Source organism: Massilia sp. UBA6681, assembly GCF_002454935.1.
GTDB lineage: Bacteria > Pseudomonadota > Gammaproteobacteria > Burkholderiales > Burkholderiaceae_D > Telluria > Telluria varians.
Genome location: NZ_DKJX01000072.1, coordinates 76,895 through 102,806 on the forward strand (window position 1 = coordinate 76,895; position 25,912 = coordinate 102,806).

Below are 25,912 nucleotides of genomic sequence, written 5' to 3' on the forward strand. Positions count from 1 at the left end.
GTCAACCTAACCCCAGTTCAGTCCGCACCATCGCCGGCCTGCTGGGCTAACTCGAGTAATAACCTTTATGTCTACTGCAACCAATCAAGATACCGGCATGGAAAGCTTCGCCGCCCTTTTCGAAGAATCGCTGTCGCGTCAAGACATGCGTTCGGGCGAAGTCATCTCGGCTGAAGTCGTGCGCCTGGATCACAATTTCGTGATCGTCAACGCCGGCCTGAAGTCGGAAGCCTTCATTCCGGTCGAAGAATTCAAGAATGACCAGGGCGAACTGGAAGTCCAGATCGGCGACTTCGTTTCCGTGGCCATCGAATCGCTGGAGAACGGTTTCGGCGATACCATCCTGTCGCGCGACAAGGCCAAGCGCCTGGCATCGTGGCTGGCTCTGGAAAAAGCAATGGAGTCGGGCGAGATCGTCACCGGCACCGTCAACGGTAAAGTCAAGGGCGGCCTGACCGTCCTGACCAACGGCATCCGCGCATTCCTGCCGGGTTCGCTGGTCGACACCCGTCCGGTCAAGGACACCACCCCGTTCGAAGGCAAGACCCTGGAATTCAAGGTCATCAAGCTGGACCGCAAGCGTAACAACGTGGTCCTGTCGCGTCGCGCCGTCATCGAAGCATCGATGGGCGAAGAGCGCGCCAAGCTGATGGAAACCCTGAAAGAAGGCACCGTGGTCACCGGCGTCGTCAAGAACATCACCGACTACGGTGCGTTCGTCGACCTGGGCGGCATCGACGGCCTGCTGCACATCACCGACCTGGCATGGCGTCGCGTGCGTCACCCGTCGGAAGTGCTGTCGGTTGGCCAGGAAATCACCGCCAAGGTCCTCAAGTACGACCAGGAAAAGAACCGCGTCTCGCTGGGCGTCAAGCAGCTGGGCGACGATCCGTGGACCGGTCTGTCGCGTCGCTACCCGCAGGGCACCCGTCTGTTCGGCAAGGTCACCAACCTGACCGACTACGGCGCGTTCGTGGAAGTCGAGCAGGGCATCGAAGGCCTGGTGCACGTCTCGGAAATGGACTGGACCAACAAGAACGTGGCTCCGAACAAGGTTGTCCAGCTGGGCGACGAAGTCGAAGTCATGGTCCTGGAAATCGACGAAGAGCGTCGTCGTATCTCGCTGGGCATGAAGCAGTGCAAGGCGAATCCGTGGGACGACTTCGGCATGACCCACAAGAAGGGCGACAAGGTCAAGGGTTCGATCAAGTCGATCACCGACTTCGGCGTGTTCATCGGCCTGCCGGGCAACATCGACGGCCTGGTGCACCTGTCGGACCTGTCCTGGACCGAAGCCGGCGAAGAAGCCGTGCGCAAGTTCAAGAAGGGCGACGAGCTGGAAGCAGTCGTGCTGGCAATCGACGTCGAGCGCGAGCGTGTCTCGCTGGGCGTCAAGCAGCTGGAAGGCGACCCGTTCAACAACTTCGCTTCGCTGAACGACAAGGGCACCCTGGTCACCGGCACCGTGAAATCGGTTGAGCCGAAAGGCGCCGTGATCGCGCTGAACGACGAAGTCGAAGGCTACCTGCGCGCTTCGGAAATCTCGCGTGACCGCGTGGAAGACGCCGGCACCCACCTGAAAGTGGGCGACAAGGTCGAAGCCCTGGTCATCAACATCGATCGCAAGGCTCGCAGCATCCAGCTGTCGATCAAGGCGAAAGACAACGTCGAGACCCAGGAAGCAATGAGCAAGCTGGCAGCCGACAACAGCGCCGCTTCGGGCACCACCAGCCTGGGCGCACTGCTGAAGGCCAAGTTCGACAACAAAGGTTAATTCCTTTCCGAGGCGACCAGATGACCAAGTCCGAGCTGATCAACCGCCTGGCTGAGCGCTATTCTCAGCTGGTGGCGAAAGATGCGGAGTTTGCCGTCAAGACCATCCTCGATGCGATGACCAACGCCCTGGCGACCGGGCAACGCATCGAAATCCGTGGTTTCGGCAGCTTTGCGCTGAACAGCCGACCCCCGCGCATCGGCCGCAACCCGAAGTCCGGCGACAAGGTGATGGTGCCCGAAAAACGGGTGCCCCACTTCAAGCCGGGCAAGCAGTTGCGCGAGCGGGTGGACGCGATGGTCGGGCAACCGATCATCGAGGATTGAGTCTCCCTGAAGTCGTCTGCTGGCTGGCAGACAAAAACGGCGTCCTTCGGGATGCCGTTTTTTTTCGTGCCTTGCCGGCCGCTTGCCGGGGCAGCGCCAGCTCGGCTTTTGAAATATCATGTCGGATATGCGACACTTCGCCTTTGTGCATTCACCCAGCGGGCACTGCTGATGAAATTTGTCTCCACCATTGTTGGCGTCATCCTGTTCGTCCTGTTCTTCGGCTTCGCCCTGAAGAACACGCAGGAAGTCGACCTGCATTTCTTCCTCAACTATGAACTGCGCGGCCCCCTCGTGCTGATGCTGCTGGCCTTCTTCGTTGCCGGCGCCGCCCTCGGCATCCTGGCGCTGACCCCGACCGTGTTCCGCCAGCGCCGCCAGACCTCGCAGCACAAGAACACCATCCAGGCCCTGCAGAGCGCCGCCGGCACCGGCACCGCCCAGCCGACCCCGGATGCCGTGAACCCGGCGCAGAAGCTGGCCCAATAAGCCGGCTCAAACCGCCAACACAGAACAAGAACACATGGAATTCGAACTCTGGATGCTGCTCGGCATCCCATTCTTCTTCGGCCTCGGCTGGATCGCCGCCCGCGTCGACATCAGTTCGCTGGTTTTCGAATCGCGCACCCTGCCGCGCGGCTACTTCAAGGGCCTGAACCACCTGCTCAACGACCAGCCGGACAAGGCCATCGATTCCTTCATCGAGATCGTCAAGCTCGATCCCGAATCGGCGGACATGCACTTTGCCCTCGGCAACCTGTTCCGCCGCCGCGGCGAGACCGAACGCGCCATCCGCGTCCACCAGAACCTGCTGGCGCGTCCCGACCTCCCGGGCGAGCAGAAGGCCCACGCCCAGTACGAACTCGGCATGGACTACCTGAAGGCCGGCCTGCTCGACCGTGCCGAGGAAACCTTCAACCTGCTGGTGGGCACCGCCTTCGAGGTGCAGGCGCGGCGCGCGCTGCTCGAGATCTACCAGCGCGAAAAGGAATGGCGCCGCGCGATCGACGTCGCCAACGGCCTGCAGGAGTCCGGCGCCGGCGCGCGCCAGAAGGAAATCGCGCAGTTCTACTGCGAGCTGGCCCAGGATGCCCTGGTGCACCTGCAGCCGAGCGACGCCATGCAGCTGCTCGACAAGGCCTTGCTGGCCGACCGCTCCAGCGTGCGCGCCACCATCCTGATCGGCGACGCCCAGCTGGCCCAGGGCGATACCGAGGCGGCCCTGCTTACCTGGCGCCGCGTCGAGCAGCAGAGCGTGCCGCACGTGGCCCTGGTGGCCCAACGCCTGATGGATGGCTACCGCAAAGTAGGTAGACCACAGGAAGGCGTCAATCTGCTGCGTTCCTACCTCGCCGAAGCATCGTCGATCGACCTGATCGAGGTGGTGTTCAAGGCCGTGATCGAACTCGACGGCGTGGAAGCGGCCAAACAGCTGGTGGTCGAGGAGCTGCGCCGCAACCCGACCCTGCTGGGCCTGGATAAACTGCTCGAGGCACACCTGATGGACGCCCGCACCGAAGTGTGGGAAGAGCTGTCGATGGTCAAGAACCTGGTGCAGCGCTACACCCAGAAGCTGGCGCGCTACCAGTGCAGCCACTGCGGCTTCAAGGCGCGCCAGTTCTATTGGCAGTGCCCGGGCTGCAGCCGCTGGGAAACCTATCCGCCGCGCCGCACCGAAGAACTCAATGTGATGAACTGACGCAGCCTTATCTATGACGCATCCGATCCCGAGCCGCCTGCTGGCGGCAGACAGCTTCCGCCGCGAGGCGGCCCCCGAACTCTCCAGCGTGCGCCTGCTCGTGGTGGGCGACGTCATGCTCGACCGCTACTGGTTCGGCGACGTCTCGCGCATCTCGCCGGAAGCGCCGGTGCCGGTGGTGCGCATCGAGCGCCGCGAGGAGCGCCTGGGCGGCGCCGCCAACGTGGCGCGCAATGCCGCCGCGCTGGGCGCGCATACGGGCCTGCTGGGCATTACCGGCAAGGACGAGGCAGGAGAAGAAGTCGAGAAGCTGCTGCGTGAAGCATCGATCCATAGTTACATGAAGCGCGACGACGCCATCTCGACCATCATCAAGCTGCGCGTCATCGGCCGCCAACAGCAGATGGTGCGCATCGACTTCGAGGACGCGCCGACCGAGACCGTGCTGCGTGACAAGCTCGACCAGTTCCGCGCGCTGCTGCCCGACTACGACGTGGTGATCCTGTCCGACTACAACAAGGGCGCGCTGGTGAACGTGGCCGACATGGTGCGCGAGGCGCGCACGGCCGGCAAGATCGTGCTGGTCGACCCGAAGGGCGACGATTTCACCCCTTACCGCGGCGCGACCATCCTGACCCCGAACCGATCGGAACTGCAGCGCGTGGTGGGCGCCTGGAAGACCGAAGAACAATTGACCGAGAAGGCGCAGCGCCTGCGCGCCGAACTGGGCCTGACGGCATTGCTGGTGACCCGTTCCGAAGAAGGCATGAGTCTGTACAGCGAGAACGAGGTGCTGCACGTGCACGCCGACGCACGCGAGGTGTTCGACGTCTCGGGCGCGGGCGACACCGTCATCGCGACGCTCGCCGCGATGCTGGGTGCGGGTGCGCAGCTGGACGAAGCCCTGGCCACCGCCAACCGCGCCGGCGGCATCGTGGTCGGCAAGCTGGGTACGGCGACCGTCACCCGCGAGGAACTCTTCCCGGGTTGAGTTCGCTCAAGGCCGGGCCGTCAACGGCGGCCCCGCAACTCCGTTAGTGCGTGGATGGATGGCGCCGCCGTCCATCGTACGAGAACCTACGGAGAACATTCAATGATCAAGAAACTGGTATTCGCTGTTGCCGCGCTGGTCGCTTCGACCGGTATCGCCTTCGCCCAGGTCGACGTCAACAAGGCCGATGCGGCCGCGCTGGACGGCATCAAGGGCGTGGGTCCGAGCATGTCGAAGATGATCCTCGACGAGCGCGCCAAGGGCGAGTTCAAGGACTGGGCGGACTTCCAACAGCGCGTCAAGGGCGTGGGCGACAAGAAGGCCATGAAGCTGTCCGAGGCCGGGCTGACCGTGAACGGCAAGCAGATGGAAGCCGGCGCCGCCAAGCCGGCCAAGGCCGAGAAGACCTCGGCCAAGGCAGCCGGCAAGGACAAGCCGGCCGAGCAGAAGGCAGCAATGTAAGAAAGAAACCCGCGGCGACGCGGGTTTTTTTATCGCAGCCGGGGACGCCCGCTTACTGGCGGATGCGAATGTCGATGTTCACCTGCGGGTCGCGGCGCTCATGGCGGCGGTAGTCCGGGTAATAATTCGAGCTGGCCGGATAGTAGTGTTGCCGCACGACCGGACGGCCATAGTAGCGCTCATCGTAGCGGCGGTCGACATAGTGGCGCTCCGGGCGTTTGCACTTGCGTTTTTCCTTGTACTCACCCTTCTTCCACTTTTGCTCGACCTTGCAGTGTCCGTCCCAATACACCTGCTTGTATTCGCGGCCATGACGGCCTTTGCCGTTTTCATGTTTCCACGAGTCTGCCAGGGCGGCGGACGATACCGATGCAAGTGCAAGCAACAACAGTGACATGGCCGGTTTCTTCATGATGGAACTCCTTATCTGTATGTTTCCATACTAGACGAGCCCGGCCGGTATTCCATTACGACTGTGTTATCGGATGTTACAAGGCCGATGGCCAGGCTCAGGAGGGCGGACAGCGCAGGATCTTTTCCATCGGCTTTCCTCTAGCCAGCTCGTCGACCAGTTTGTCGAGGAAGCGGATCTTGCGCATCAGCGGGCCCTCGACCGTTTCGACGCGCACGCCGCAGACCAATCCTGTGATCAGGGAACTGTGCGGATTGAGGGTAGGTGCTTCAGCAAAGAAAGCTTCGACACGCTTCTGCTGTTCGATCTGACGCTGCAGGGCGGCCGCATCGTAGCCGGTCAGCCAGCAAATCAGCTGGTCCACTTCTTTCCTGGTCCGGTTCTTCCTTGCCGCCTTCTGGACGTACATCGGATACAGCTTGGCGAAGGGTGTCGCGAAAATACGATGTTCAGGCATGGTGCTGTGTCCCACACGGGATTGACCCGCATCTTTACAACAAAATAAATGACGAATTTGAGCATGAAAAGCACGCTCATGCTATAGTTGTTGCACTTAGGAAATTACTGTTGTTTTATTGTTAGTTTTTCGATCGCGACACTGAGATTCACCATGAAAAAGAAGTCCCTCACCATTGGTACCCGCCTGGCTGTCGGCTACGGCGCCGTGTTCTTCCTGATGATCGTCCTGACCGCGCTGGCCATCAGCCGCGTCGGCAACATCGACAGCATCCTCAACCACATCAACGACGTCAATAACGTGAAGCAGCGCTACGCGATCAACTTCCGCGGCAGCGTGCATGACCGCGCGATCGCCCTGCGCGACGTGGTGCTGGCAGCCGACCCGGCCGCCGCCGCCGCGCCCGTCAAGCTCATCCAGGTGCTGGACGAGAACTATACGCGTTCGGCCGAACCGATGGACAGGCTGTTCCGGGAGCTGAACGATATCCTGCCGGCCGAGAAGGCGGCCTTGGCATCGATCAAGGAGCAGGAGCGCCGCACCAGGCCGCTGATCGAGCGCGTGATCGCGCTGCACGCGGCCGGCCAGGCGCAGGAAGCCGCCGCGCTGCTGTCGCAGGGGGCGGCGCCCGCCTTCGTGGATTGGCTGGCCAGCATCAATGCCTTCATCGACATGCAGGAGAAGCAGAACAAGCTGGAAGCGGCTGGCGCCCGCAAGATGGCATCGGGCTTCTTTGGCTGGATGACCCTGCTGTGCCTGGGCGCGATCGCCGTCGGCGCGACGGGCGCCTGGATCATCACGCGCGGCCTGCTGCGCCAGCTCGGCGGCCAGCCGGACTACGCGGCATCGATCGTCAGGGCCATCGCCGCCGGTGACCTGGGCGTGAAGATCGAGACCGCCCCGGGCGACAGCAGAAGCCTGCTGTTCGCCATGAAGGGCATGCGCGACAGCCTGGTCGCCATCGTCGGTCAGGTGCGGCACGGCACCCTGAACATGGCCAGCGTCTCGACCGAGATCGCGGACGGCAACCGCGACCTGTCGCACCGCACCGAACGCCAGGCCGACACACTGGAAGCGACCACCGCTTCGGTCGAGCAGCTCACCGCCACCGTGCGCCAGAACGCCGACAACGCACGCCAGGCCAATGCGCTGGCGGAATCGGCCTCCGAAGTCGCCCTGCGCGGCGGCATGGTGGTGTCCCAGGTGGTCGAGACCATGGCCTCGATCAACGATTCGTCGAAGCGGATCGTCGACATCATCGGCGTCATCGACGGCATCGCCTTCCAGACCAATATCCTGGCGCTGAACGCCGCCGTGGAAGCGGCGCGTGCCGGGGAGCAGGGTCGCGGCTTTGCCGTGGTGGCGACCGAAGTGCGCAACCTGGCGCAGCGCTCGGCGAGCGCCGCCAGGGAGATCAAGGCTCTCATCGGCAGCTCGGTCGAGCGGGTCGACGCGGGTGCGCGCCTGGTGGACGAAGCGGGCAGCACGATGAACGACATCGTGGCCTCGGTGCGCCGCGTGACCGACATCATGGCCGAGATCAGCCGCGCCAGCGCCGAGCAGAGCGCCGGCATCGGCCAGGTCAACGAAGCCATCGGCCAGATGGACGAGGCTACCCGCCAGAACGCGGCGCTGGTGCAGCAGGCGACGGCGGCCGCGGCGGCGCTGGAAGAAGAGGCGGAGCGGCTGGCGCAGGTGGTGAGCGTGTTCCGCCTGGAGGCGGCCAACGACGGCGCGCTCGCGGTGCCTGCGCGGCTGGCTATGGCCGGGCGTTGATCGGAATGTGGACGGGATCTGACTAGCGCGCGTGTCAGATGTATTGACTGACACCAATCAATCCGCATGAGAAGATGTGCACGTGATTTGCACTTCATAAACCAGAAAGCTACTCATGCCTCACGCCCGCATCTCTTCCTCCCTGCTGGCCGCACTGCTCGCCCTTGGCGCCGGTGCAGCAAGCGCCGCACCGGCCAGCCCGGCAGCGCCTGACTTCAAGCGCCAGCAGCCCCAGATCAACAAGATCCTCGCCGAGATCTCGCCCAAGCGCATGGAAGGCTATGTCGCCAAGCTGGTGAGCTTCGGCACCCGCCATACGATGTCGGAAACGGAATCCGACACCCGCGGCATCGGCGCCGCCCGCCGCTGGATCAAGGCGGAACTCGAGCGCTGCGGCGCCGGCACGCCGCTGCAGGTGTCGTTCGACAGCCACATCGCGCCGGTGTCGGCACGGATCTCGCGCCCGACCGAGATCGTCAACGTGGTCGCCACGCTGCCGGGCACCGAGGAAGCTTCGAAGGACCGCATCTACGTGGTCAGCGGCCACTACGATTCGCGCGTCAGCGACGTGATGAACTACACCGCCGACGCCCCGGGCGCCAACGACGACGCCTCCGGCACCGCGGCCACCATGGAACTGGCCTGCGTGATGGCCAAGCACAAGTTCGACGCCACCATCGTCTTCATGGCGGTGGCCGCCGAGGAGCAGGGCCTGCTGGGCGCGCGCCACTGGGCCACCCAGGCGCGCCAGAAGAACCTGAACATCGCCGGCATGTACACCAACGACATCATCGGCAGCTCGCGCGCCGACAATGGCAAGGTGGACAACAAGCAGGTGCGCCTGTTCTCGCAGAGCATCCCGGCCACCAAGGAAATGAGCGAGACCGTGCGCCAGCTGGTCGCCAACGGCGGCGACAGCGATTCGCTCTCGCGCCAGCTGGGCCGCCACACCAAGGAGATGGGCGAGCGCTACGTGAAGGGCTTCAAGGTGTCGTTGATCCACCGCGCCGACCGCTACCTGCGCGGCGGCGACCACATGCCTTTCCTGGAGCAGGGCTACGCGGCGCTGCGCTTCACCGAACCGGCCGAGGACTTCGCGCACCAGCACCAGGACCTGCGTACCGAAAACGGCAAGGTCTACGGCGACCTGATCGAGTTTAATGATTACGATTACATCGCCAAGGTGACCAAGGTGAACGCCGCGGCGCTGGCCTCGCTGGCGCTGGCACCAGGCGCGCCGCAGAACGTCAAGCTGCGCACCGACAAGCTGACCAACGATTCGACCCTGGTGTGGCAGGCGAATGCCGAACCGGACCTGGCGGGCTACCGCATCGTCTGGCGCGACACCACCGCCAGCGAGTGGCAGGGTTCGAAGTGGGTCGGCAACGTGCTTGAAGCGACCATCGACCTGTCGAAGGACAACGTGTTCTTCGGCGTGCAGGCAGTCGACAAGGACGGCAACGTGAGCGTCGCCACCTATCCGCTGCCGCAGCGCTGATTTTCCGTAGGGTGGGCGGCGCATATGTTCGCGTCAGATCATGATGTGCAGTGGAGCCGCACCATCCTACGTTCGCGGCTGCTCCAAACGCCACCTTGCCGTCCGGATTAAAATAGCGGTTTAGGAAATCGCGAGAGAGCAAGGAATGGCTTACAAGACCATCGAAGACACGATCGGCAACACCCCGCTGGTGCAGCTGGTGCGCCTGCCCGGCGCGGACGCGGCTGCCCGCAACAACATCATCCTCGGCAAGCTCGAAGGCAACAACCCGGCCGGCTCCGTGAAGGACCGCGCCGCCATGTCGATGCTGCGCGGCGCAGAGGAGCGCGGCCAGATCAAGCCGGGCGATACCCTGATCGAAGCGACCAGCGGCAACACCGGCATCGCGCTGGCCATGGCCGCCGCCATCCGCGGCTACAAGATGGTGCTCCTGATGCCGGACAACCTGTCGATCGAGCGCCGCCAGAGCATGGCGGCCTATGGCGCCAGGATCATCCTCACGCCGAAGTCGGGCGGCATGGAATACGCGCGCGACATGGCCGAGCAGATGCAGAAGAACGGCGAGGGCATCATCCTCGACCAGTTCGGCAACCAGGACAATCCGCGCGCCCATTACGACACCACCGGCCCGGAAATCTGGCGCGACACCGAAGGCCGCGTCACCCATTTCGTCAGCGCCATGGGCACTACCGGCACCATCATGGGCGTGTCGCGCTACCTGAAGGAACAGAACCAGGCGGTGCGCATCATCGGCGCCCAGCCGGAAGAAGGTTCGTCGATCCCGGGCATCCGCAAGTGGCCGGAAGCCTACCTGCCGAAGATCTACGACAAGGCGCGCATCGACCAGGTCGAGTCGGTGAGCCAGGCCGCGGCCGAGCAGATGGCGCGCCGGCTGGCGGCGGAAGAGGGCATCTTCTGCGGCATTTCGGCGGCGGGCGCCTGCGAAGTGGCGCTGCGCATCTCCCAGACGGTGGAAAACGCGACCATCGTGTTCGTCGTCTGCGACCGGGGCGACCGCTACCTGTCGACGGGCGTGTTCCCGGCCTGAACCCGGCTGCCCATCAATGCGAAAAAGCCATCCTGACGGATGGCTTTTTATTTTCAGCAACTTCTTGCACGTTCGGATGGCTCGCCCGCAGCGCTTCTGCGTTCGCTTCGTCCGGCAAGGCCTGCGCCGGCGTCGCGGCAGGCAGGGCCTGCCGCGACGCCGTAGCGCGCTTACGCCTCTTTCGGAGCGGCGCCTTCTTTCGGCTTGAACTGCTTGTCGCTGATGCGGAACTTGGCGCGGCGGTCGCCCATGAGGTAGCGCAGGTCGCGGATCGACAGGTCGCTCACTTCATGCATGCGGATCAGCAGCGAAGCGCCGACCGGCAGGCGGTGGTGGCGGATCTTCGAGATCACCGGCGGTGCAACTTCCAGCGCGCGCGACAGCGCCGCATCGTTCTTCAGGCGCAGGTTTTCGATCAGGGTGTCGAGCAGGCGGTTCGGGTTGTACTGCAGGAGCTCATCGGACTCCGAATCGCTATTCATATCAATGCCGACTTGGTTTGTCATGATTCAATATCCTATTTTGGGTTGGACGGAGCCCCATGCGGCGCTCGGCTCCAGGCTACGGTATTTCGTAATTTTCTATTCAATTGTACAACTAATTTCTAATCTGATACTCAGTAGCAATAACGATCAGATCGATTTATTCAGTATCGTTGTCTCACCGCAACAATAGCCGCAATGCAATTCTCTCACAAACTCACCGAAATAATAATTGTTTTTTGATTAATCCCCAGTGTATAGCCAACGGGTGTTTGATGCCGCACGGTATGAAAAGTACTGACAGAGTGCTAAGAAAAGCGGGAGTATGACAAGTGGAGGGGTGTTTCTGCAGAGAATCTGCGGAAAAGGAACGCATACCCCCGGGGAGTATAGGGGCAGGAGGGAAGTTCAGACGGGCAGAAAAGGCGGGAAGCCGGTTACAAATCGATACAAAGTTTCCCGCCCGGCAATGCTCAGCCGCCGCGCGAGGCGCGGACGGCACGGCCAAGTTCGATCACCGACATGGCATAGAAATAACTACGGTTGTACTTGGTAATGGCAAAGAAGTTATCGTCGGCCACCCAGTATTCGGTTGCCTCGGCGCCGTTCTGCAGGTCGACCAGGCCGTACAGGCGCTCGGCGGACAGAGTCGTCGCCGTGGTGACGCCGGCGGCGCGCAATTCTTCGGGACGCAGGGTGGCCTTCAGGCCGCGTTCGAGCAGCGGCTCCCAGGCATGGTTCGGCGACACGTCGGCCGGGGTTACCGGGCTGTTGCGGTGTTCCGGGTTCCAGCCATGCTGGATCAGGAAATTGGCCACACTGCCGATCGCATCGTCCGACGACTGGCGCAGGTCGATCTGGCCGTCCTTGTTGAAGTCCACGCCGTACTTCAGGATATTGCCCGGCATGAACTGCGGCATGCCGACCGCGCCGGCAAACGAGCCCAGCAGCGAGAAGGGTTCCACCTTGTGCTCGCGCGCGAAGACCAGGGTATTCGCCAGCTCACTGCGAAAGAACGCCATGCGCGCGGCGCGGTTCGGCGTTTCAGGGTAGGCAAAAGCGAGCGTCGCCAGGGTGTCGAGCACGCGGAACTTGCCGGTGTCGCGGCCATATATGGTCTCGACGCCGATGATGCCGACGATGATCTCGGCCGGCACGCCGTAGGCCGCTTCGGCGCGCGCCAGGGTCTCGGCATTCTCGTTCCAGAAGCGCACTCCGGCGGCAATGCGGATCGGCTCGATGAAACGGTCGCGGTAGGCCTGCCAGTTCTTCGGCTTGCCCGGCGGGGCGGGCTTGACCAGCTGTACCGCCGAATCGATGAAGCGCGCCTGGCCGAACAGCGATTCGAGGTAGGCGCGCTCGAAGCCGTGCTGGGTTGCCATCTCGTCCATGAACTCGCGCACCGCCTGCCATTCCAGGAAGTTGTGGTGCTCGCCGTCGTAGTCGATCATGGCGGCGGCCGGAGCGGCCTTCAGCACCTTGCTCGAACGGGCCGAGACGCGCTTGCCTGCCTTGTCTTTCTTGCTCTTGGCCTTGGCGGCTTTTGCTTTGGCAGCCTTGGCGGCCTTGGTCTGGACTTGCGGATCCTTCGCGCCGGCTTGCGCCTGCCCGGTCGGGGCAAAGGCGATTGCCAGCGCGGCAAACAGGGGAACGATCGATTTCATCTGACTTGCGACAGTAATCTCTTCAAGGTAGCGGCCAGCTGGCGGTCAGGCGCGGGCTGGGGCGGCGCATAGCGCCAGGCGCTATAGCGGCGCAAGAATTCGGCGGCGGCGTGCAGTGATGGCGGCGCCAGCTGCTGCGAGGCCGCGATCCGGGCCGCGTAGGCGGTGGGCCCTTCGTCCGCTGCACGTGCCAGGCCCAGGTGGGCGAGGCGCTTGCATAGGGAGGAGTATACCGCCTCGACCGGATTGTGTTCCCTGCGGAGGTACAAAATTCTTCCCAAGAGCAACACTCCAGCCCCCAGCATGATCAAGCCGGCAACACGCCAGCCGGCCAGGCTCTCGCCCACGCTTTGCAGTAGGCCGCGCTGGCGCTCCGGGGTGTAGTTCAGCACCCACTGGTTCCAGCCGTTGTTGACGGCGCCCAGCGCGTTGCGCAGGCGACCCAGCAGCGAATCGCCGTTGGCGCCGAACATCGACAGCCCGCGCAGCGCGTCGATACCGAAGGGCGGCGGCGGGGTGACCGCGGCCGCCAGGTTGCGCCGCACCCGTTCCGGCGCCACGGCGGCGGTCGGGTCCACCCGCACCCAGCCGCGCCCGCGCAGCCAGACCTCGGCCCAGGCGTGGGCATCGGACTGGCGCACCGTCACGTAGCCGTCGATCGGATTGAGTTCGCCGCCCTGGTAGCCGGTGACCACGCGCGCCGGGATGCCGGCCGCGCGCATCAGGAACACGAAGGCGCCGGAATAATGTTCGCAAAAGCCGGCGCGGGTCCCGTACAGGAACTCGTCGACCGAATGGCGGCCCAGCAGCGGCGGCTCAAGCGTGTAGCTGTAGGGCTGCTCGCGGAAGCGCTGCAGCACCTGCTCGATGCGGCGCGCCGGCTCCGCTTCCTTGCGCAATGCGATGCCCGCGGCCAGCGCCTTCGGGTTGTAGCCGTAGGGGAGCAGCAGCCACTGGTTGGGGTCGTCGAGCGTATCGCGTCCATCCAGCGCATAGTCCGGGTAGGAGATCATCGGATAGCGCACCCGCCCGGCCAGCGGACGGTCGGTGCTCAGTTCGAGCTGGTGCGAGACCTGGGTCTGGTAGCCCGGCACTTCCGGCATGTGGCCGGCCATCTCGAGCGAGAAAAGCCAGCGCGTGTCGGACGGCTCCAGCGTCACTTCGTAGCGCTGCGCCCCGCCGCGCACCCGCAGCGAGGTGCCGGAGCGGGTGGCGATCGAGCCGCCCCGGGTCCAGGCGGTGCCGTCGAATGCGTCCAGCACCAGGCCGCGCCAGTACAGCTGGGCCTTGGGCGGCACCGCGCCTTCGAAGCGCACCCGGAAGGCCGGTTCGTCCGACATCGCCAGGTTCGACATCTGCCCCGGCGCCATCCGTTCGGACAGGCCCGACTTGGCGCTGCCGTTGCCGCTGCCGCCGGGCATGCTCCACAGCGGGCCGCCCAGGCGCGGGAACACGAAGAACAGCAGCACCGCGATCGGCGCCGCGAACAGCAGCATCTTGGCCCCCATCGCCAGCCGCGTTCCCAGCTTCGGCACGCTGCCGGTGAACTGGAACGAGAGCTGGGTGGTGAGCAGGGCCAGCACCGCCGCCACCATCAAGACTGCGGTGCCGATGCCCTGGGCGTAGAAGAAGTTGGTCAGCACCAGGAAGAAGCACAGGAAGATCACGACGTACAGGTCGCGGCGCGCGTGCATCTCGAGCATCTTGAAGGCGACCAGCAGCACCAGCATGGCCACGCCGGCGTCGCGCCCGAGCAGGGTCTTGTAGCTGAACTGGATGCCGGCCATTGCGCCGACGGCGATGGGCAGGAGCACCATGGCCGAGGGCATGCGCTTGCCGCGCAGCGTGATCGCGCCGCGCCAGGCCAGCGTGGCGGCGCACAGCAGCGACACCCACAGCGGCAGGTGCGCCGCATGCGGCGCCAGCACCAGGAGGGCGCTGCCGAGCAGCAGCAGGGTATCGGCCTTGTCGCGTGGCAGGGCAGCCAGGGCCTTCATGGCGCCTCCTGGCTGCCGTACAGCGCCAGCGCACGCAGGCAGGCCGCCTGGTGGGCGGCGCCGTTGCCGGCGTCGTAGTGGATGGCGCCGAGCCGGAAGGCGTAGGGCAGGGCGCGCTGTTCGGCGTCCAGCACCCAGCGCGTCATGCGCGACAGGCGCAGTTCGAGGTCGAGCTGGGGCGGCAGCTGCGCGAAGTCGAGCAGCAGCTCGTCGCCCACGCCGCCTTCGAAGTGCTTGGTGACGAGCTGGCCGCCGAGCGCCGGATCGAGCCGGGCGATCTGGCGCCAGGCCAGCTGGCGCGGCGAGTCGCCGGCCTGGTAGCTGCGCACGCCGGCGAAGTCGTCGTTGCCGCCGGCGCGGCCGCTGCCGACCGCGTTGCCGCTCACCGGCAGCGGCGGCGCGCCTTCTTCCGGGCGCGGATAGACCAGGGCGCGGGCGGCGGGACGCCAGTAGCTCCAGGCGCGGAACAGGCCGAGCGGGAAGCGCGTGGACAGCACCACGCGCGCCGGCTGCAGCCAGCCGCGCGCGCCCGTCGGCACGCCCAGCATCACGCTGGCGCTGCCGTGGGCGGCGATGTCGGTGACGTGGCGCGCTTCGCCCTTTTTGGAGGCATCGGAAAAATCGATCCAGACGCCGTAGCGCGCCAGCCCCGTGCGGTTGGCGACGTGCAGTTCGAACCGGGCTTCCTGGCCGGCGAAGACGGCGGGCACGCGGCCCTGCTGCAGGGCCAGGTGGGCCAGGTTACGGTAGGTGAAGACCATGTCCACCAGGGCGCAGGACAAGGCCAGGAAGGTCAGCGCGAAGCCCAGGCCGAGGGTGTAGTTGATCGAGCCGATCAGGAGCACCAGCAGCAGGACGGCGAAGCCGATGCCGGCGCGGGTCGGCAGGATGAACACGCGGCGCTGGCTCAGCACCACCTCGCCGGCATCCAGCGTACCGCGGCGCGGCAGCCATTTGCCGGTGGTGCGCCGCATCCAGCCGCGCAGGCCTCCTGCTGCGACTTCCATCTACACCGGAACCGATTTCTGCAGCTGCAGCACGAGGTCGCGGCTGGCCAGCGCCTGGCCGTGCGCCGACCGCAAAGGGCGCAGGCGGTGTGCGCAGACCGGCACCAGCACGGCCTGGATGTCTTCGGGGATCACGTGGTCGCGTCCTTCGAGCGCGGCCCAGGCGCGGCCGGCCTGCAGCAGGGCGATGGCGGCGCGCGGCGACAGGCCCTCGGCGAACAGGCCGTTCTGGCGCGACGCCTGGGCCAGCGCCTGCACATAGGTGACCAGCGCCGGCGAGGCATGGATCTCCTTCAGGGCGCGCTGGGCCTGGGCCAGCTGCTCCGGCTGCATCGCCGGCTGCAAGGCGCGCAGCATGGCGCGCCGGTCTTCGCCCATGAGCAGGGCGCGCTCGGCGGCGGCGTCCGGATAGCCCAGCGAAAGGCACATCAGGAAGCGGTCGAGCTGGGATTCGGGCAGCGGGAAGGTGCCGACCTGGTTGGCCGGGTTCTGGGTGGCGATCACGAAGAAGGGCTCGGGCAGGGCGCGGGTGACGCCGTCGGCGCTGACCTGGCGCTCTTCCATGGCTTCGAGCAGGCCGGACTGGGTCTTGGGCGTGGCGCGATTGATCTCGTCGGCCAGCAGCACCTGGGTGAAGATCGGACCGGGGTGGAACACGAAGTCGTTCTTCTCGCGCTCGTACACGGAGATGCCGGCCACGTCGGCGGGCAGCAGGTCGCTGGTGAACTGGACGCGGTTGAATTTCAGGCCGAGCGAGATCGCCAGCGCATGCGCCAGCGTGGTCTTGCCGACGCCGGGCAGGTCTTCGAGCAGCAGGTGGCCGCCGGCCAGCAGGCAGGTCAGGGCCAGGCGTACCTGCTGGTCCTTGCCGACCACGACCTGGCCGACCTGGCGCGCCGCCGAGTGTAATTGATTGAACATGCTTGGGTTCCGGTGATCTGCTTGGAAGTGCGGAGCAGGACGCTTGCATGGTAGATTAGCGCCATTGGCAACCTTCATACTCCGTCGGCAACAAGCCTTTGGGTCGATTCTATGCGAAACCGGCCGCAAAGGTGCGCTATGGATGAGCATCCCCACGATGAGCACAGCAATCTACAGCCACCCCGACTGCCTGCGGCACGACATGGGCGACTGGCACCCCGAAGCGCCGGCGCGGCTGCAGGCGATCGACGACCAGCTGATCCTGGCGCGCCTGGACGGACTGATCGAGCAGCGCAGCGCGCCGCTGGCCGACCTCAAGGACGTCCTGCGCAACCACACGCCGGGCGCGGTGGCGCTGGTGCGCGACAACGTGCCGGCCGAGGGCGACCACTATCCGCTCGACGGCGACACCATCCTGTGCCACCACAGCTACCAGGCGGCGCTGCGCGCGGCCGGCGCCGCGGTGGCCGCGACCGATGCCGTGATCGCGGGCGAAGTGGACAATGCCTTCTGCTCGGTGCGCCCGCCGGGGCACCATGCGACGCCGAGCGAGCCGATGGGGTTTTGCTTCTTCAATAACGTCGCCATCGCGGCGCGCCATGCGATGGAGGTGCACGGGCTGGAGCGCGTGGCCATCGTCGACTTCGACGTCCACCACGGCAACGGCACCGTCGAGGCCTTCCGCAAGGACCCGCGGGTGCTGATGGTGAGCCTGTTCCAGCACCCGTTCTATCCCTACTGCGACCCGGAACCGATCACGGCCACCAGCGTCAACATCCCGGTACCGGCGCTCAGCGACGGCGACACGGTGCGCAAGCTGGTGCAGGACTACTGGCTGCCGGCGCTGCACGCGCACCAGCCACAGATGATCTTCGTGTCGGCCGGCTTCGACGGTCACCGCGAGGACGACATGGGCGGCATCGGCCTGGTCGAGGCCGACTATGCCTGGATCACGCGCCAGGTGATGGCCATTGCGAAGCAGTACGCGCAGGGGCGCATCGTCAGCTGCCTCGAGGGCGGCTATGCGCTGTCGGCACTGGGACGCAGCGTAGTAGCCCATCTTAAAGTGCTCGCCGAGCTCGATTGACTGCGGACTCGGCGCGGAACGTCCTTCGCGGTCCGCACATCTAATCCTCCATGACTTCGCCACCCAAGCGCGAAGCAAACGACAAGGAGAAGAAGATGAGACCGATCCGTACCTCGTGCGCGCTGTTCCTGTTCTGCACATCAGGGCTGGCAGCCGCCGCTAACTACACGCTCTGGATCAACGGCCGCGCCGGCGGCGCCGTGGGCGCCATCGGCAACTACAACGACTTCAGCTACTGGGGCCCGGCGACCACCCCGGCCGGCGTCAACAAGAAGGCCGTCAACTGGGACGGCCGCAGCAGCATCGCTTCGCAGAGCGGCACGGTACGCAACGCGCTCGACTGCTTCTGCACCGGCAGCAACTGGTGCTACATCGTCACCTACAGCGCCGGCGACCTGATGATGGGCTACACGCTGGCCAACTACGGCGGCACGCCGCGCTACAAGAAGAACGCCAGCCCGAACGCGAGCGGGGTATGCGGCAACAGCGACGGCGGCACCCAAGCCGGCTGGAACATCCGCTGGGTACGCGCCGCGGCCGGTGCGGCCGGCGGATCCGAGCTGTCCGACGCCGGTTCCTGGACCACCTCGGAGCCGCTGGTGCAGGACCTCAAGACCGCCACCGCGCGCGCCATGTACAACCACAACGACACGCGCAACATCTGGTTCTACATGTACGCGGGCGCCAGGGGCACGCTCTATTCGGGCCTGCTGCCGGGCCAGGACGACGAGGTCATCGCCTACCACAGCAGCGGCGGCGTGGCCGGCAGTTCCGGCCGCTCCCTGTGCAATCCGGGCGACTGGTTCTGCAACGACCTCACGCTCGGCACCGCCAACAACCAGGGCGGCAGCGCCAAGTGGAGCCATCACTCGGTGCTGTTCCGCGACGACGGCGAGGACTACAACCACTACATGGACGGCAACTGGGGCGGCGTGGTGAGCGTCGTGCGCAACGCCGTGGTGAACACGGCGCAGTAGCGCTTGTGCTGTTCGACTAACCGGGCGCAATGCGCTAGCATTGGCTTATTCGTGAAACAATTCATATAGCGGTGTCGACGCGCATTTGATCTGAACCGGCTCGCCGCCGGCGCCCTTGTGGCGGTAAAGGCGCTACCCGTGGCGAGTTCGGCGGTGACGTTGAACACTGTCGCCAGATTTCACTTGGCGGGAGGCGGGAAAGTAATGCCTGTCAGTGACGAATACGGTCAGCAGGACGGTTCGGGGCAGGAAGAGGACGCTGCGGATGTGCGCTCGTTCTTGAAAGCAGAAGACAGTGAGACAAATCAGCATGAATGTGCGCCATGTCTGCTGTCGGGGTTGGAATGGGTCTCCGCTACGAGCCAATGCCCATCGAATCAACGGTCGGACCGACGGCGGAGCGGCCGCCAACTACAACGTTTGAAGTGGAGTCCAGTTCGGTGGTCTTCCGTGACGACAGCGAAGCCTACAACCACTACGCCAACGGCAACTGGGGCGGCATCGTGGGCGTCGTGCGCAGCGCCGTGGTGAACAGTGCCCTCTAGACCGACAAAACGGCTGATCGGGCTGGGCGTGGCGGCTGCCGTCGCGCTCGCCCTCTGGTTCGGGCGCGGCGAGGAGGAAGCGGCGTCGCAGGCCGCCGCCAGCCCGCCGCCGCCCTCCGGTCGCCAGTTCTTCAGCCCGGTGCCGGAAAGCGGCCTGGTGGTCCCCAGCGAGCGCGCCGAGCGGCGCCGCCAGCTGGTCGAGCACGTCCAGCTGACCGACCACACCTATTGCAGCTACCTGGAGGGCAGCCAGTACCCGACGGACTCGCGCCCGGCCGCGCAGAACCCGGACCAGCTGCACCCGAACCAGCCCGTCACCGAGATGCACCCGATGCGCCACGAGGGCGGCGGCAACAGCGCCGGCGTGTTCCTGCAGACCTCGCAGTCGCGCGTCTACCTGGCGGCCGGCGAAGCAGCCGCCTTTTCGCTGCGTGCCGTGGATGCGCAGGGCGCCACCGTGCCGATCGTGATCACGCGTGCGCTGGCCCAGGGCATGACTTACGGCGGCAGCCGTCCGACGCCCCAGGTGGCGCTGTCCTTCGTCGACGACGGCAGCGGCGCCGACCCGGTGGCCGGAGACAATGCCTACGCGGGCGTCCTGGCCCCCGGCCAGACCGGCCTGGCGGGCTTCCACGGCACCATTCGCACCGAGGTGCGCTACACCGCGGGCGGGCGCAATGGCTTTGCCCTGTTCGACGTGATCTACACGCCGGTGCTGCCGGCCACCTGGACCGGCCAGGTGCGCGAAGCGGTCGAGAACGGTTCGCTCAGCTTCTGCCTCGGCCTGGACGTGCGCCAGCCGGGCCGCTACATCGTCTCGGGCCGCGTCGACGATGCGCGCGGCAATCCCTTCGCCCTGGCAAGCTTCAACGAGGTGCTCGGCGTGGGCGCGCGCGAAGTCAAGCTGACCGTGTTCGGCAAGCTGATGACGGACGAGCGGCCGGCGCTGCCCCTGCGCTTGCGCGACGTCGACGGCTACCTGCTGCGCGAGAACGTCGACCCCGACCGCCTCTTGCTGCCGCGCCTGGAAGGGCAGGTGTTCGCCAGCCGCACCCAGACCATGAAGGGCGTGTCGGACGCCGAGTGGCAAAGCGAGGAGCGCTCGCGCTACCTGCTTGAGTATGCGAAGGACCGCAACGCGGCGCGGGAACAGCTGGCCGCCTTCGATCCGACAGCGCCGCTGCCGCCAAGTAGCTGTGTCCCGGCGCGCTGAGGATGTGCGACACTGGCGGGCCTGTACCCATCTGCCCGAGAGCCACGACCATGCTGTACGACCCCGCGCGCCACGAACCGCTGCAGCCGCATCCCTGGAACGAGGAGAAGGCGCGGGCCGCGATCGGCCACATCGTGGCGCGGGCCGAGACGGCGTATCGGGAGGGGCGCTACTGGCCGGTCCATCCGCTGGACCGCGAAGGAGAGGAGCCCGATCCGATCGAGACGCCCCTGTACCACGGCGCCGCCGGAGTGATCTGGGCGCTGCACTACCTGCAGGACTGCGGCGCGGCGCGGCTCGGGCGCGACTACCTGGACGGCTGGCAGGCGCTGCTGGCCGCCAACCGCGGGTGGCTGGCGGCGAACGCCCCCGGCGAACAGGCGTCCTGGCTGATGGGCGATACGCCGATCCTGATGATGGCCCTGGGGCGCGATCCAGGACTGCCGGACGAGCTGGCGCGGCTGCTGGACGCCAACCGCCGGCATCCGGCGCGCGAACTGATGTGGGGCGCCCCCGGGACTCTGCTTGCCGCGCTGTTCCTGCATGCGCATACCAGCGAAGAACGCTGGGCCGAGCTGTTCCGGCAGACCGCGGACGGCTTGTGGACCCAGCTCCTGTGGTCGGACGAGCGCCAGTGCGCCTACTGGACCCAGGAGCTGTATGGGCGTACCAGCAGCTACCTGGATGCGGTGCATGGCTTCGTCGCGACCGCCGGCCCGCTGCTCAAGGGGCGCCACCTGCTTGGCGCCGCCTGGCAGGGGTGGCGCGACTGCATTGCCGCTACCATTCGCCGCACCGCGGTATGCGAAGCAGGGCAAGTCAACTGGCACCCGCAGCTGAGCGGCACGGAGCGGGAAAACGCCAAGAAGCTGCTGCAGTTCTGCCACGGTGCGCCCGGCTTCGTGATCAGCCTGGCCGGCTTTCCTGGTGACGAACTCGACGATCTCCTGCTTGCCGCCGGCGAGACCACCTGGGCCGCCGGTCCTTTGAACAAGGGCGCGAACCTGTGCCATGGCACTGCGGGGAACGGCTACGCCTTTCTCGTCCTCTACCAGCGCACGGGGGATTCGGTCTGGCTCGAACGGGCGCGCGCCTTTGCCATGCACGCCCTGCTGCAGTACGAGCGCGATGCGCGCGAGTACGGGCAGTTGCGGTATTCGCTGTGGACGGGCGACCTCGGCCTGGCGATCTACCTGTGGGACTGCATCGAGGCCAGGGCGCGTTTCCCGACGCTGGACGTGTTCTTCCGCCCGGCGTCGGCTTAACCCATCAGCAGGGGGAAGCGGTCGACGAAGCAGGCGGCGCCGACCATGCCGCACAGGATGCCGAAAGCGAACCAGCGTCCCAGCGATTTTTTCGGTGGAAGCTCGATCGCGGCCCAGCGCGGTGGCGAAGACTTTGGCACATGACGCATGATGGTCTCCAGAATGCGGCCCAGTGGGCGGAAACTGGAGTGTGCGCCGGACCCCGGCAATTGCATTGCTAGGGATCAATGGATTGTTCAGTCAGGTGTGCTGTTTTTTCACAGACCGGCCGCCAGCGTAAAATAGCGTCCTGACTGAAGATTTGGAAAGTAGAGCATGTCGATACAATGGTTCCCGGGGCACATGAATGCGGCCAAGAAGGAAGCCGCCGAGCAGATGGAGAACACCGACCTGGTGATCGAAGTCCTCGACGCCCGCCTGCCCGAGGCGAGCTGCAACCCGCTGGTGGAGGAACTGCGCAAGTTCCGTCAGCGTCCTTGCCTCAAGATCTTGAACAAGATCGACCTGGCCGACCCGGCGGCCACGGCGGCCTGGAAGGCCTATTACGATGCCCAGGAGGGCGTGACCGCCTATCCGATGACGACCAAGCGTCCGGCCGACGTCGCCCGCATCCCGGAGATCTGCCAGTCGCTGGCGCCGCACCGCGGCGTACCGACCAAGCCGCTGCGCATCATGATCATGGGGATCCCGAACGTCGGCAAGTCGACCCTGATGAACGCGCTGCTCAAGAAGCGGGTGGCCAAGGTGGGCGACGAGCCGGCCGTCACCAAGACCCAGCAGAAGCTCTACCTCGGCAAGCACATCGTGCTGGTCGATACCCCGGGCATGCTGTGGCCGAAGATCGCGCTGGCGAGCGACGGCCTGATGCTGGCCGCAAGCCATGCGGTCGGCTCGAACGCGCTGATCGAGGAGGAGGTCGCGGAGTTCCTGGCCAACCTGCTGCTCGAGCGCTACCCGCAGCTGCTCACGGCCCGGTACGGCTTCAAGACCGAGGGGCTGGACGGCATCGCGGTGATCGAGGGCGTGGCCCAGCGCCGCGGTTTCCGCATGCGCGGCGGCGAGTTCGACTACGAAAAGGCGGCGCACGTGCTGCTGCACGACTACCGCACCGGGGCGCTGGGACGCATCAGCCTCGAGACGCCGGAAACCCGCGCCGCGGCGCTGGCGCGCCATGCCGAGGAGATGGCGGAGAAGGCCCGCATCGCCGAGGAAAAAGCGGCGCTGAAGGCGGAAGAGGCGATGCGCGGCAAGCGCGGGACCTGATCGCTTCTCAGCGTGCGCCGGCGCCCCTGGCCAGTTCCATCAGCCCGAACAGGCGCGCGCAGCGCATCCAGGCCAGCGCCAGCACCGCCAGCTGGGCCAGCAGCAGCCCGCCGAGGAAGCTGCCCGCGCCCAGCGCCGGGACATTCAGGCGCGCCACCGCCAGCGCGCCGGCCAGGAGCAGCCCAAGCGCCGTGATCGCGGCATACACGCCGACGACGGCAAACGGACGTCGCACGATCAGGCCCAGCCCGTCGCACCAGGCCAGCACCGCCGAGCTGCGGCGGCGGTCCAGCGCCAGCACCGCGCGGCCGGCGTCGATCGTCGCATGGGCCAGCAGCACCAGCAGGGCGGCGATCAGCGAGGCCGTCAGGGCTGCATTGCTTGCGCTGGACTCGAGCACGGCGCCGGGCTGCTCGGCGACCGAGGCTCCCATGCCACCCAGGAAAACCGCCGCGCCGAGCGGCACGATGGCCCACAGCAGCATGCGCAGCAGGCGCCCGTACTCGCGCACGCCGCCGGCGGCCAGTGCCGCGAAGGCGAGCGGCGCCGGGGCGCGCGCGGCGCTGATGGCCGCGCCCGTCAGGAAGGGCGACAGCAGCAGCGTCATCGCGAGGGCCACGATGCCGCCCGCACTCACGGCCGAGGCGTGCTGGCTGTGCAGGCCGATCAGGTCCGCAATCGCCACCCCGTCGAGGCGCTGGGCCAGGGCCGTGGCGTGCACCGAGCGGTCGAAGGCGGCGCCCAGCATGGTCCAGAAGGGCAGGGCGGCAACCAGCGTCGGCAGCAGCAGGGCCAGCAGCCAGAGCAGCAGGAGGCGCCATTGCAGGGCAGGGCGCAGGGCGGCGCCGAGTGCACGCAAGCCGGCATGGCCGCGTGACGCGGAAGTGTGCGGCGCCTGCGCGGGCGCCAGGGAAGCGGTCGTGGTCGTCATACGGTGGCGATGAAGGACAGGATGAGTTGGAAGAAGGCCGCCGCGTCGCTCGTCCAGCGGGTCGATGCGCTGCGCTTGGGGGCGATCGTGCGGCTGTCGTCGAGCTTGTTCACGTCGAGGTAGTGGCTGCGGCGCGGGTCGAGCTCGGCCGACACGGCGCGCGCCGGCCTGACCCAGGTGAATGTGCGCCATTTCTCGTCCGGTGAGGTGGCGTTCCAGGCCACGGTCTCGCTGCTGCCGTCGGCGAAGCGCACCACCAGGGTCTGCGGCACGCTGGCGCCGTCGCGGCGCACGGTCACCCGGGTACGCCAGGGGAAGGGGCCGCCCTGCCTGGCGTTCGGATTGGCCTTGCTCCAGTCGGCGCGCAGCCTGGCGATGCGCTCGTCCACCACCGCCTGGCTGTCTTCGACGCGCTTGCCGTCCACCACGCGGGTGCCGGCCAGCGGCAGTTCCTCTTCGCTCGACAGCCTGGCTACCTTGTCGTCGATCCGCGCGGCCGCATAGACCTGCTGCGCAAAGACCTCTTCGACTGCGGCGCGCTCGCCGCTGCCGTCCGCCAGCGCCTCGCGCAGGTCGGCGATGCTCGGGTGGCGGAACTTCCAGCGCCGGTAGTATTCCTTGAAGCCGCGCTCCATGGCCTCGCTGCCGATGCGCTGCTCCAGGTCGCGCATCACTGTGGCGCTGCGGGTGTAGACCGGATCGATGCCCTGCAGGCGCTGCCAGGCGTTCTGGCCGGGCGCATCCAGCGGCCGCTCACGCGGGGCGAACAGGCGCATGGCGTCGAAGCCCTCGAATCCCGGATCGAAGCCGATCCGCTTCAGGAAGCCGGGGGCGGGATGGACCTGCTGTCCGCGGTCGCGCATCGCGCGGTTTTCCCAGTAGGCGGTCAGGCCTTCGTCGAGCATCGGCTCCTCGAACTCGTTGCTGGCCAGGATGCCCTGGAAGAAGTTGTGGCCGAGTTCGTGGATCGTCACGGCGTCCAGTTCATATTCCTGCAGCGACTTGGGCGGCACCGCGGCATGGCCGGACGCGGTGATGAAGGTCGGGTACTCCATGCCGCCGGCTTCCTGCGCGTTGTAGGGCGGGATCACGACGGTCAGCGTGCGGTAGGGGTAGGGGCCGAGCTTGCGCGAGAAATAGGCCAGCGAATCCTTGGCCGCCTTCATGACCGGCCTGGCGCTGGCCTCGTATTCCTGCGGGTACAACACCTGCACGGTCACGATCGGGCTGCCGGGGCCGGTCCAGGTCTCCACCAGCGGCGGGGCGCTGCGCTTGTCCGCGGTCCAGGCGAAGTCGTGCACGTCGTGTTGCACGTAGCGGTGCGTCAGCAAGCCGTTCTTCTCGACGGGCGCACCCTGCAGCGCGCCGGTCGCGCCCACCGTATAGCCCTTCGGCACGGTCAGGCTCACGTCGTAGCTGCCGAAATCGGCGTAGAACTCGGACTCCATGTGGAATTCGTGCGCATTCCAGCGTGGCGCGGTGGCGCCGCGCTCGCCCGGCAGTTCGAGCACCGCGATCTTCGGGAACCACTGGGCCACCAGGTGGAAGCTGCCGTAGTAGCCGGTGCGCGCGATCACGCGCGGCAGCTGGGTGGTAAAGGCCATGTCGAGCGTGGTCGAGGCGCCGGGGGCGACTGCATCGGGCAGGTCGAGGCGCGCCACCGTGTGGTCGGTGGCCGGGCCGCCGTCCGGCTGGACGAAGCGCCATGGCACGGCCGCGCCGCCTTGAGTCACGCTGCGCAGCGCGATGTGGCCCCATTCGCCGTCGCCGATTTCGGCGCCGCTGCGAAAGCGTTCGCCGCGCTGGCGCTGCTCGGTGAAAAAGCTGCTGCCTTCGCCTTCGAAGGCGTTCATGTAGAGGTGAATGTAGACGCTGCGCACCGGTACCGCGCTGCGGTTGCGCCAGGTGAGCTGCTGCTGGCCGGCGATCGCGTGCTTGTCCGGGTCGAGCGTGGCGCTGATGCGGTAGCTGGCCACGCGCTCGGACAGGGTCGCGTGGTCGCCGCTGCGGATGCCGCCCCAGGCATCCGTGCTGCTCGGCGCCGTGACGGCGGCGGCGTTCGGCGCGGCCAGCGCGATGCCGTCGAGCGAAGGCGTGGCCGCGGGCGGGGGCGCGGC

The 25,912-nt window shown here is 66.3% G+C and carries 24 protein-coding genes; 14 read left to right on the forward strand and 10 right to left on the reverse strand.

The annotated features are described in order from the left end of the window. Positions 1-67: 67 nt before the first annotated feature. The 6 genes from rpsA (at position 68) to B2R83_RS12285 (ending at position 5,252) form a co-directional block, all read left to right on the forward strand. Positions 68-1,774, forward strand: coding sequence for a 30S ribosomal protein S1 (gene rpsA / locus B2R83_RS12260; RefSeq protein ID WP_081926127.1), 1,707 nt, complete (start codon positions 68-70; stop codon positions 1,772-1,774). Between the two features lie 20 nt (positions 1,775-1,794). Further along, positions 1,795-2,100 (forward strand): integration host factor subunit beta, encoded by a 306-nt coding sequence (locus tag B2R83_RS12265; protein ID WP_027864826.1) that lies wholly within the window; start codon positions 1,795-1,797, stop codon positions 2,098-2,100. Positions 2,101-2,271: 171 nt separating this feature from the next. Further along, positions 2,272-2,589, forward strand: a complete 318-nt coding sequence (locus B2R83_RS12270) for a LapA family protein (RefSeq protein WP_292041585.1) — start codon at positions 2,272-2,274, stop codon at positions 2,587-2,589. A 34-nt stretch (positions 2,590-2,623) separates the two neighbouring features. Next, on the forward strand, positions 2,624-3,799 hold the full coding sequence (gene lapB / locus B2R83_RS12275) for a lipopolysaccharide assembly protein LapB (protein WP_292041587.1): 1,176 nt from the start codon (positions 2,624-2,626) through the stop codon (positions 3,797-3,799). A 13-nt stretch (positions 3,800-3,812) separates the two neighbouring features. After that, positions 3,813-4,790 (forward strand): D-glycero-beta-D-manno-heptose-7-phosphate kinase, encoded by a 978-nt coding sequence (gene rfaE1, locus B2R83_RS12280; protein WP_292041589.1) that lies wholly within the window; start codon positions 3,813-3,815, stop codon positions 4,788-4,790. Between the two features lie 102 nt (positions 4,791-4,892). Continuing rightward, positions 4,893-5,252 carry a ComEA family DNA-binding protein gene (locus B2R83_RS12285; RefSeq protein ID WP_292041591.1) on the forward strand — a complete coding sequence of 120 codons (360 nt, stop codon included), beginning with the start codon at positions 4,893-4,895 and terminating at the stop codon, positions 5,250-5,252. 52 nt (positions 5,253-5,304) lie between these two features. On the opposite strand, the gene B2R83_RS12290 is transcribed toward B2R83_RS12285, so the two are convergent. Together B2R83_RS12290 and B2R83_RS12295 are read right to left on the reverse strand one after the other, a co-directional pair. After that, positions 5,305-5,664 carry a hypothetical protein gene (locus tag B2R83_RS12290; RefSeq protein ID WP_292041592.1) on the reverse strand — a complete coding sequence of 120 codons (360 nt, stop codon included), beginning with the start codon at positions 5,662-5,664 and terminating at the stop codon, positions 5,305-5,307. Between the two features lie 97 nt (positions 5,665-5,761). Further along, positions 5,762-6,121 (reverse strand): DUF2200 domain-containing protein, encoded by a 360-nt coding sequence (locus B2R83_RS12295; RefSeq protein ID WP_292041594.1) that lies wholly within the window; start codon positions 6,119-6,121, stop codon positions 5,762-5,764. Positions 6,122-6,274: 153 nt separating this feature from the next. On the opposite strand from B2R83_RS12295, the gene B2R83_RS12300 reads away from it, so the two are divergent. The 3 genes from B2R83_RS12300 (at position 6,275) to cysM (ending at position 10,443) form a co-directional block, all read left to right on the forward strand. Next, entirely contained in the window at positions 6,275-7,897 is a 1,623-nt protein-coding gene (locus tag B2R83_RS12300; protein WP_292041596.1) for a methyl-accepting chemotaxis protein, read from the forward strand. Positions 7,898-8,012: 115 nt separating this feature from the next. Then, positions 8,013-9,395, forward strand: a complete 1,383-nt coding sequence (locus B2R83_RS12305; RefSeq protein WP_292041599.1) for a M28 family metallopeptidase — start codon at positions 8,013-8,015, stop codon at positions 9,393-9,395. Positions 9,396-9,540: 145 nt separating this feature from the next. After that, positions 9,541-10,443, forward strand: a complete 903-nt coding sequence (cysM, locus tag B2R83_RS12310) for a cysteine synthase CysM (protein WP_036216122.1) — start codon at positions 9,541-9,543, stop codon at positions 10,441-10,443. 170 nt (positions 10,444-10,613) lie between these two features. Here cysM and B2R83_RS12315 read toward each other — a convergent pair whose 3' ends face one another. The 5 genes from B2R83_RS12315 to B2R83_RS12335 all read right to left on the reverse strand — a co-directional run bounded on the left by B2R83_RS12315 (position 10,614) and on the right by B2R83_RS12335 (position 16,514). Then, positions 10,614-10,949: a hypothetical protein gene (locus B2R83_RS12315; RefSeq protein WP_036216124.1), complete on the reverse strand. Its 336-nt coding sequence runs from the start codon at positions 10,947-10,949 to the stop codon at positions 10,614-10,616. A gap of 449 nt (positions 10,950-11,398) precedes the next feature. After that, positions 11,399-12,589, reverse strand: a complete 1,191-nt coding sequence (gene mltB, locus B2R83_RS12320) for a lytic murein transglycosylase B (RefSeq protein ID WP_292041602.1) — start codon at positions 12,587-12,589, stop codon at positions 11,399-11,401. Further along, positions 12,586-14,586, reverse strand: a complete 2,001-nt coding sequence (locus B2R83_RS12325; protein ID WP_292041604.1) for a transglutaminase TgpA family protein — start codon at positions 14,584-14,586, stop codon at positions 12,586-12,588. Before B2R83_RS12325 ends, mltB begins: the two co-directional genes overlap by 4 nt. Continuing rightward, positions 14,583-15,593, reverse strand: a complete 1,011-nt coding sequence (locus B2R83_RS12330) for a DUF58 domain-containing protein (protein ID WP_292041606.1) — start codon at positions 15,591-15,593, stop codon at positions 14,583-14,585. The genes B2R83_RS12325 and B2R83_RS12330 overlap by 4 nt, the downstream gene beginning before the upstream one ends. Further along, entirely contained in the window at positions 15,594-16,514 is a 921-nt protein-coding gene (locus B2R83_RS12335) for an AAA family ATPase (RefSeq protein ID WP_027864815.1), read from the reverse strand. It lies immediately after the preceding gene. A 157-nt stretch (positions 16,515-16,671) separates the two neighbouring features. On the opposite strand from B2R83_RS12335, the gene B2R83_RS12340 reads away from it, so the two are divergent. The 4 genes from B2R83_RS12340 (at position 16,672) to B2R83_RS12355 (ending at position 21,601) form a co-directional block, all read left to right on the forward strand. Beyond that, on the forward strand, positions 16,672-17,601 hold the full coding sequence (locus B2R83_RS12340) for a histone deacetylase family protein (protein WP_292041610.1): 930 nt from the start codon (positions 16,672-16,674) through the stop codon (positions 17,599-17,601). A 95-nt stretch (positions 17,602-17,696) separates the two neighbouring features. Then, positions 17,697-18,578, forward strand: coding sequence for a hypothetical protein (locus tag B2R83_RS12345; RefSeq protein WP_292041611.1), 882 nt, complete (start codon positions 17,697-17,699; stop codon positions 18,576-18,578). Positions 18,579-19,151: 573 nt separating this feature from the next. Continuing rightward, positions 19,152-20,336: a hypothetical protein gene (locus B2R83_RS12350; protein ID WP_292041614.1), complete on the forward strand. Its 1,185-nt coding sequence runs from the start codon at positions 19,152-19,154 to the stop codon at positions 20,334-20,336. A 50-nt stretch (positions 20,337-20,386) separates the two neighbouring features. After that, a complete protein-coding gene (locus B2R83_RS12355; protein WP_292041617.1) occupies positions 20,387-21,601 on the forward strand; it encodes a lanthionine synthetase C family protein in 1,215 nt (404 codons plus the stop codon). Here B2R83_RS12355 and B2R83_RS12360 read toward each other — a convergent pair. Then, complete coding sequence (locus tag B2R83_RS12360; protein ID WP_285380149.1) at positions 21,598-21,750, reverse strand: hypothetical protein; 153 nt, start codon at positions 21,748-21,750, stop codon at positions 21,598-21,600. The two genes, B2R83_RS12355 and B2R83_RS12360, sit on opposite strands and share 4 nt — an antisense overlap. A 166-nt stretch (positions 21,751-21,916) precedes the next feature. Between B2R83_RS12360 and ylqF the strand changes: the two genes are divergently transcribed. Further along, positions 21,917-22,864, forward strand: a complete 948-nt coding sequence (gene ylqF, locus B2R83_RS12365) for a ribosome biogenesis GTPase YlqF (RefSeq protein ID WP_081926129.1) — start codon at positions 21,917-21,919, stop codon at positions 22,862-22,864. Between the two features lie 7 nt (positions 22,865-22,871). On the opposite strand, the gene B2R83_RS12370 is transcribed toward ylqF, so the two are convergent. Then, the gene (locus B2R83_RS12370) at positions 22,872-23,795 is read right to left on the reverse strand and encodes a hypothetical protein (RefSeq protein ID WP_292041622.1); all 924 of its coding nucleotides are present in this window, start codon (positions 23,793-23,795) and stop codon (positions 22,872-22,874) included. Next, a partial coding sequence (locus tag B2R83_RS12375; RefSeq protein ID WP_292041624.1) for a M1 family metallopeptidase occupies positions 23,792-25,912 on the reverse strand: 2,121 nt, incomplete at its 5' end. The genes B2R83_RS12375 and B2R83_RS12370, both read right to left, overlap by 4 nt.

Bases quoted from the DNA above. Each gene is read 5' to 3' on its own strand.
- rfaE1 (WP_292041589.1), top strand. From the start codon at position 3,813: ATGACGCATCCGATCCCGAGCCGCCTGCTGGCGGCAGACAGCTTCCGC.
- B2R83_RS12355 (WP_292041617.1), top strand. From the start codon at position 20,387: ATGCTGTACGACCCCGCGCGCCACGAACCGCTGCAGCCGCATCCCTGG.
- B2R83_RS12370 (WP_292041622.1), bottom strand. From the start codon at position 23,795: ATGACGACCACGACCGCTTCCCTGGCGCCCGCGCAGGCGCCGCACACT.
- ylqF (WP_081926129.1), top strand. From the start codon at position 21,917: ATGTCGATACAATGGTTCCCGGGGCACATGAATGCGGCCAAGAAGGAA.
- B2R83_RS12270 (WP_292041585.1), top strand. From the start codon at position 2,272: ATGAAATTTGTCTCCACCATTGTTGGCGTCATCCTGTTCGTCCTGTTC.
- lapB (WP_292041587.1), top strand. From the start codon at position 2,624: ATGGAATTCGAACTCTGGATGCTGCTCGGCATCCCATTCTTCTTCGGC.
- B2R83_RS12300 (WP_292041596.1), top strand. From the start codon at position 6,275: ATGAAAAAGAAGTCCCTCACCATTGGTACCCGCCTGGCTGTCGGCTAC.
- B2R83_RS12290 (WP_292041592.1), bottom strand. From the start codon at position 5,664: ATGAAGAAACCGGCCATGTCACTGTTGTTGCTTGCACTTGCATCGGTA.
- B2R83_RS12325 (WP_292041604.1), bottom strand. From the start codon at position 14,586: ATGAAGGCCCTGGCTGCCCTGCCACGCGACAAGGCCGATACCCTGCTG.
- B2R83_RS12340 (WP_292041610.1), top strand. From the start codon at position 16,672: ATGAGCACAGCAATCTACAGCCACCCCGACTGCCTGCGGCACGACATG.
- B2R83_RS12285 (WP_292041591.1), top strand. From the start codon at position 4,893: ATGATCAAGAAACTGGTATTCGCTGTTGCCGCGCTGGTCGCTTCGACC.
- B2R83_RS12335 (WP_027864815.1), bottom strand. From the start codon at position 16,514: ATGTTCAATCAATTACACTCGGCGGCGCGCCAGGTCGGCCAGGTCGTG.
- B2R83_RS12265 (WP_027864826.1), top strand. From the start codon at position 1,795: ATGACCAAGTCCGAGCTGATCAACCGCCTGGCTGAGCGCTATTCTCAG.
- B2R83_RS12295 (WP_292041594.1), bottom strand. From the start codon at position 6,121: ATGCCTGAACATCGTATTTTCGCGACACCCTTCGCCAAGCTGTATCCG.
- mltB (WP_292041602.1), bottom strand. From the start codon at position 12,589: ATGAAATCGATCGTTCCCCTGTTTGCCGCGCTGGCAATCGCCTTTGCC.
- B2R83_RS12345 (WP_292041611.1), top strand. From the start codon at position 17,697: ATGAGACCGATCCGTACCTCGTGCGCGCTGTTCCTGTTCTGCACATCA.
- rpsA (WP_081926127.1), top strand. From the start codon at position 68: ATGTCTACTGCAACCAATCAAGATACCGGCATGGAAAGCTTCGCCGCC.
- B2R83_RS12305 (WP_292041599.1), top strand. From the start codon at position 8,013: ATGCCTCACGCCCGCATCTCTTCCTCCCTGCTGGCCGCACTGCTCGCC.
- B2R83_RS12330 (WP_292041606.1), bottom strand. From the start codon at position 15,593: ATGGAAGTCGCAGCAGGAGGCCTGCGCGGCTGGATGCGGCGCACCACC.
- B2R83_RS12315 (WP_036216124.1), bottom strand. From the start codon at position 10,949: ATGACAAACCAAGTCGGCATTGATATGAATAGCGATTCGGAGTCCGAT.
- cysM (WP_036216122.1), top strand. From the start codon at position 9,541: ATGGCTTACAAGACCATCGAAGACACGATCGGCAACACCCCGCTGGTG.
- B2R83_RS12360 (WP_285380149.1), bottom strand. From the start codon at position 21,750: ATGCGTCATGTGCCAAAGTCTTCGCCACCGCGCTGGGCCGCGATCGAG.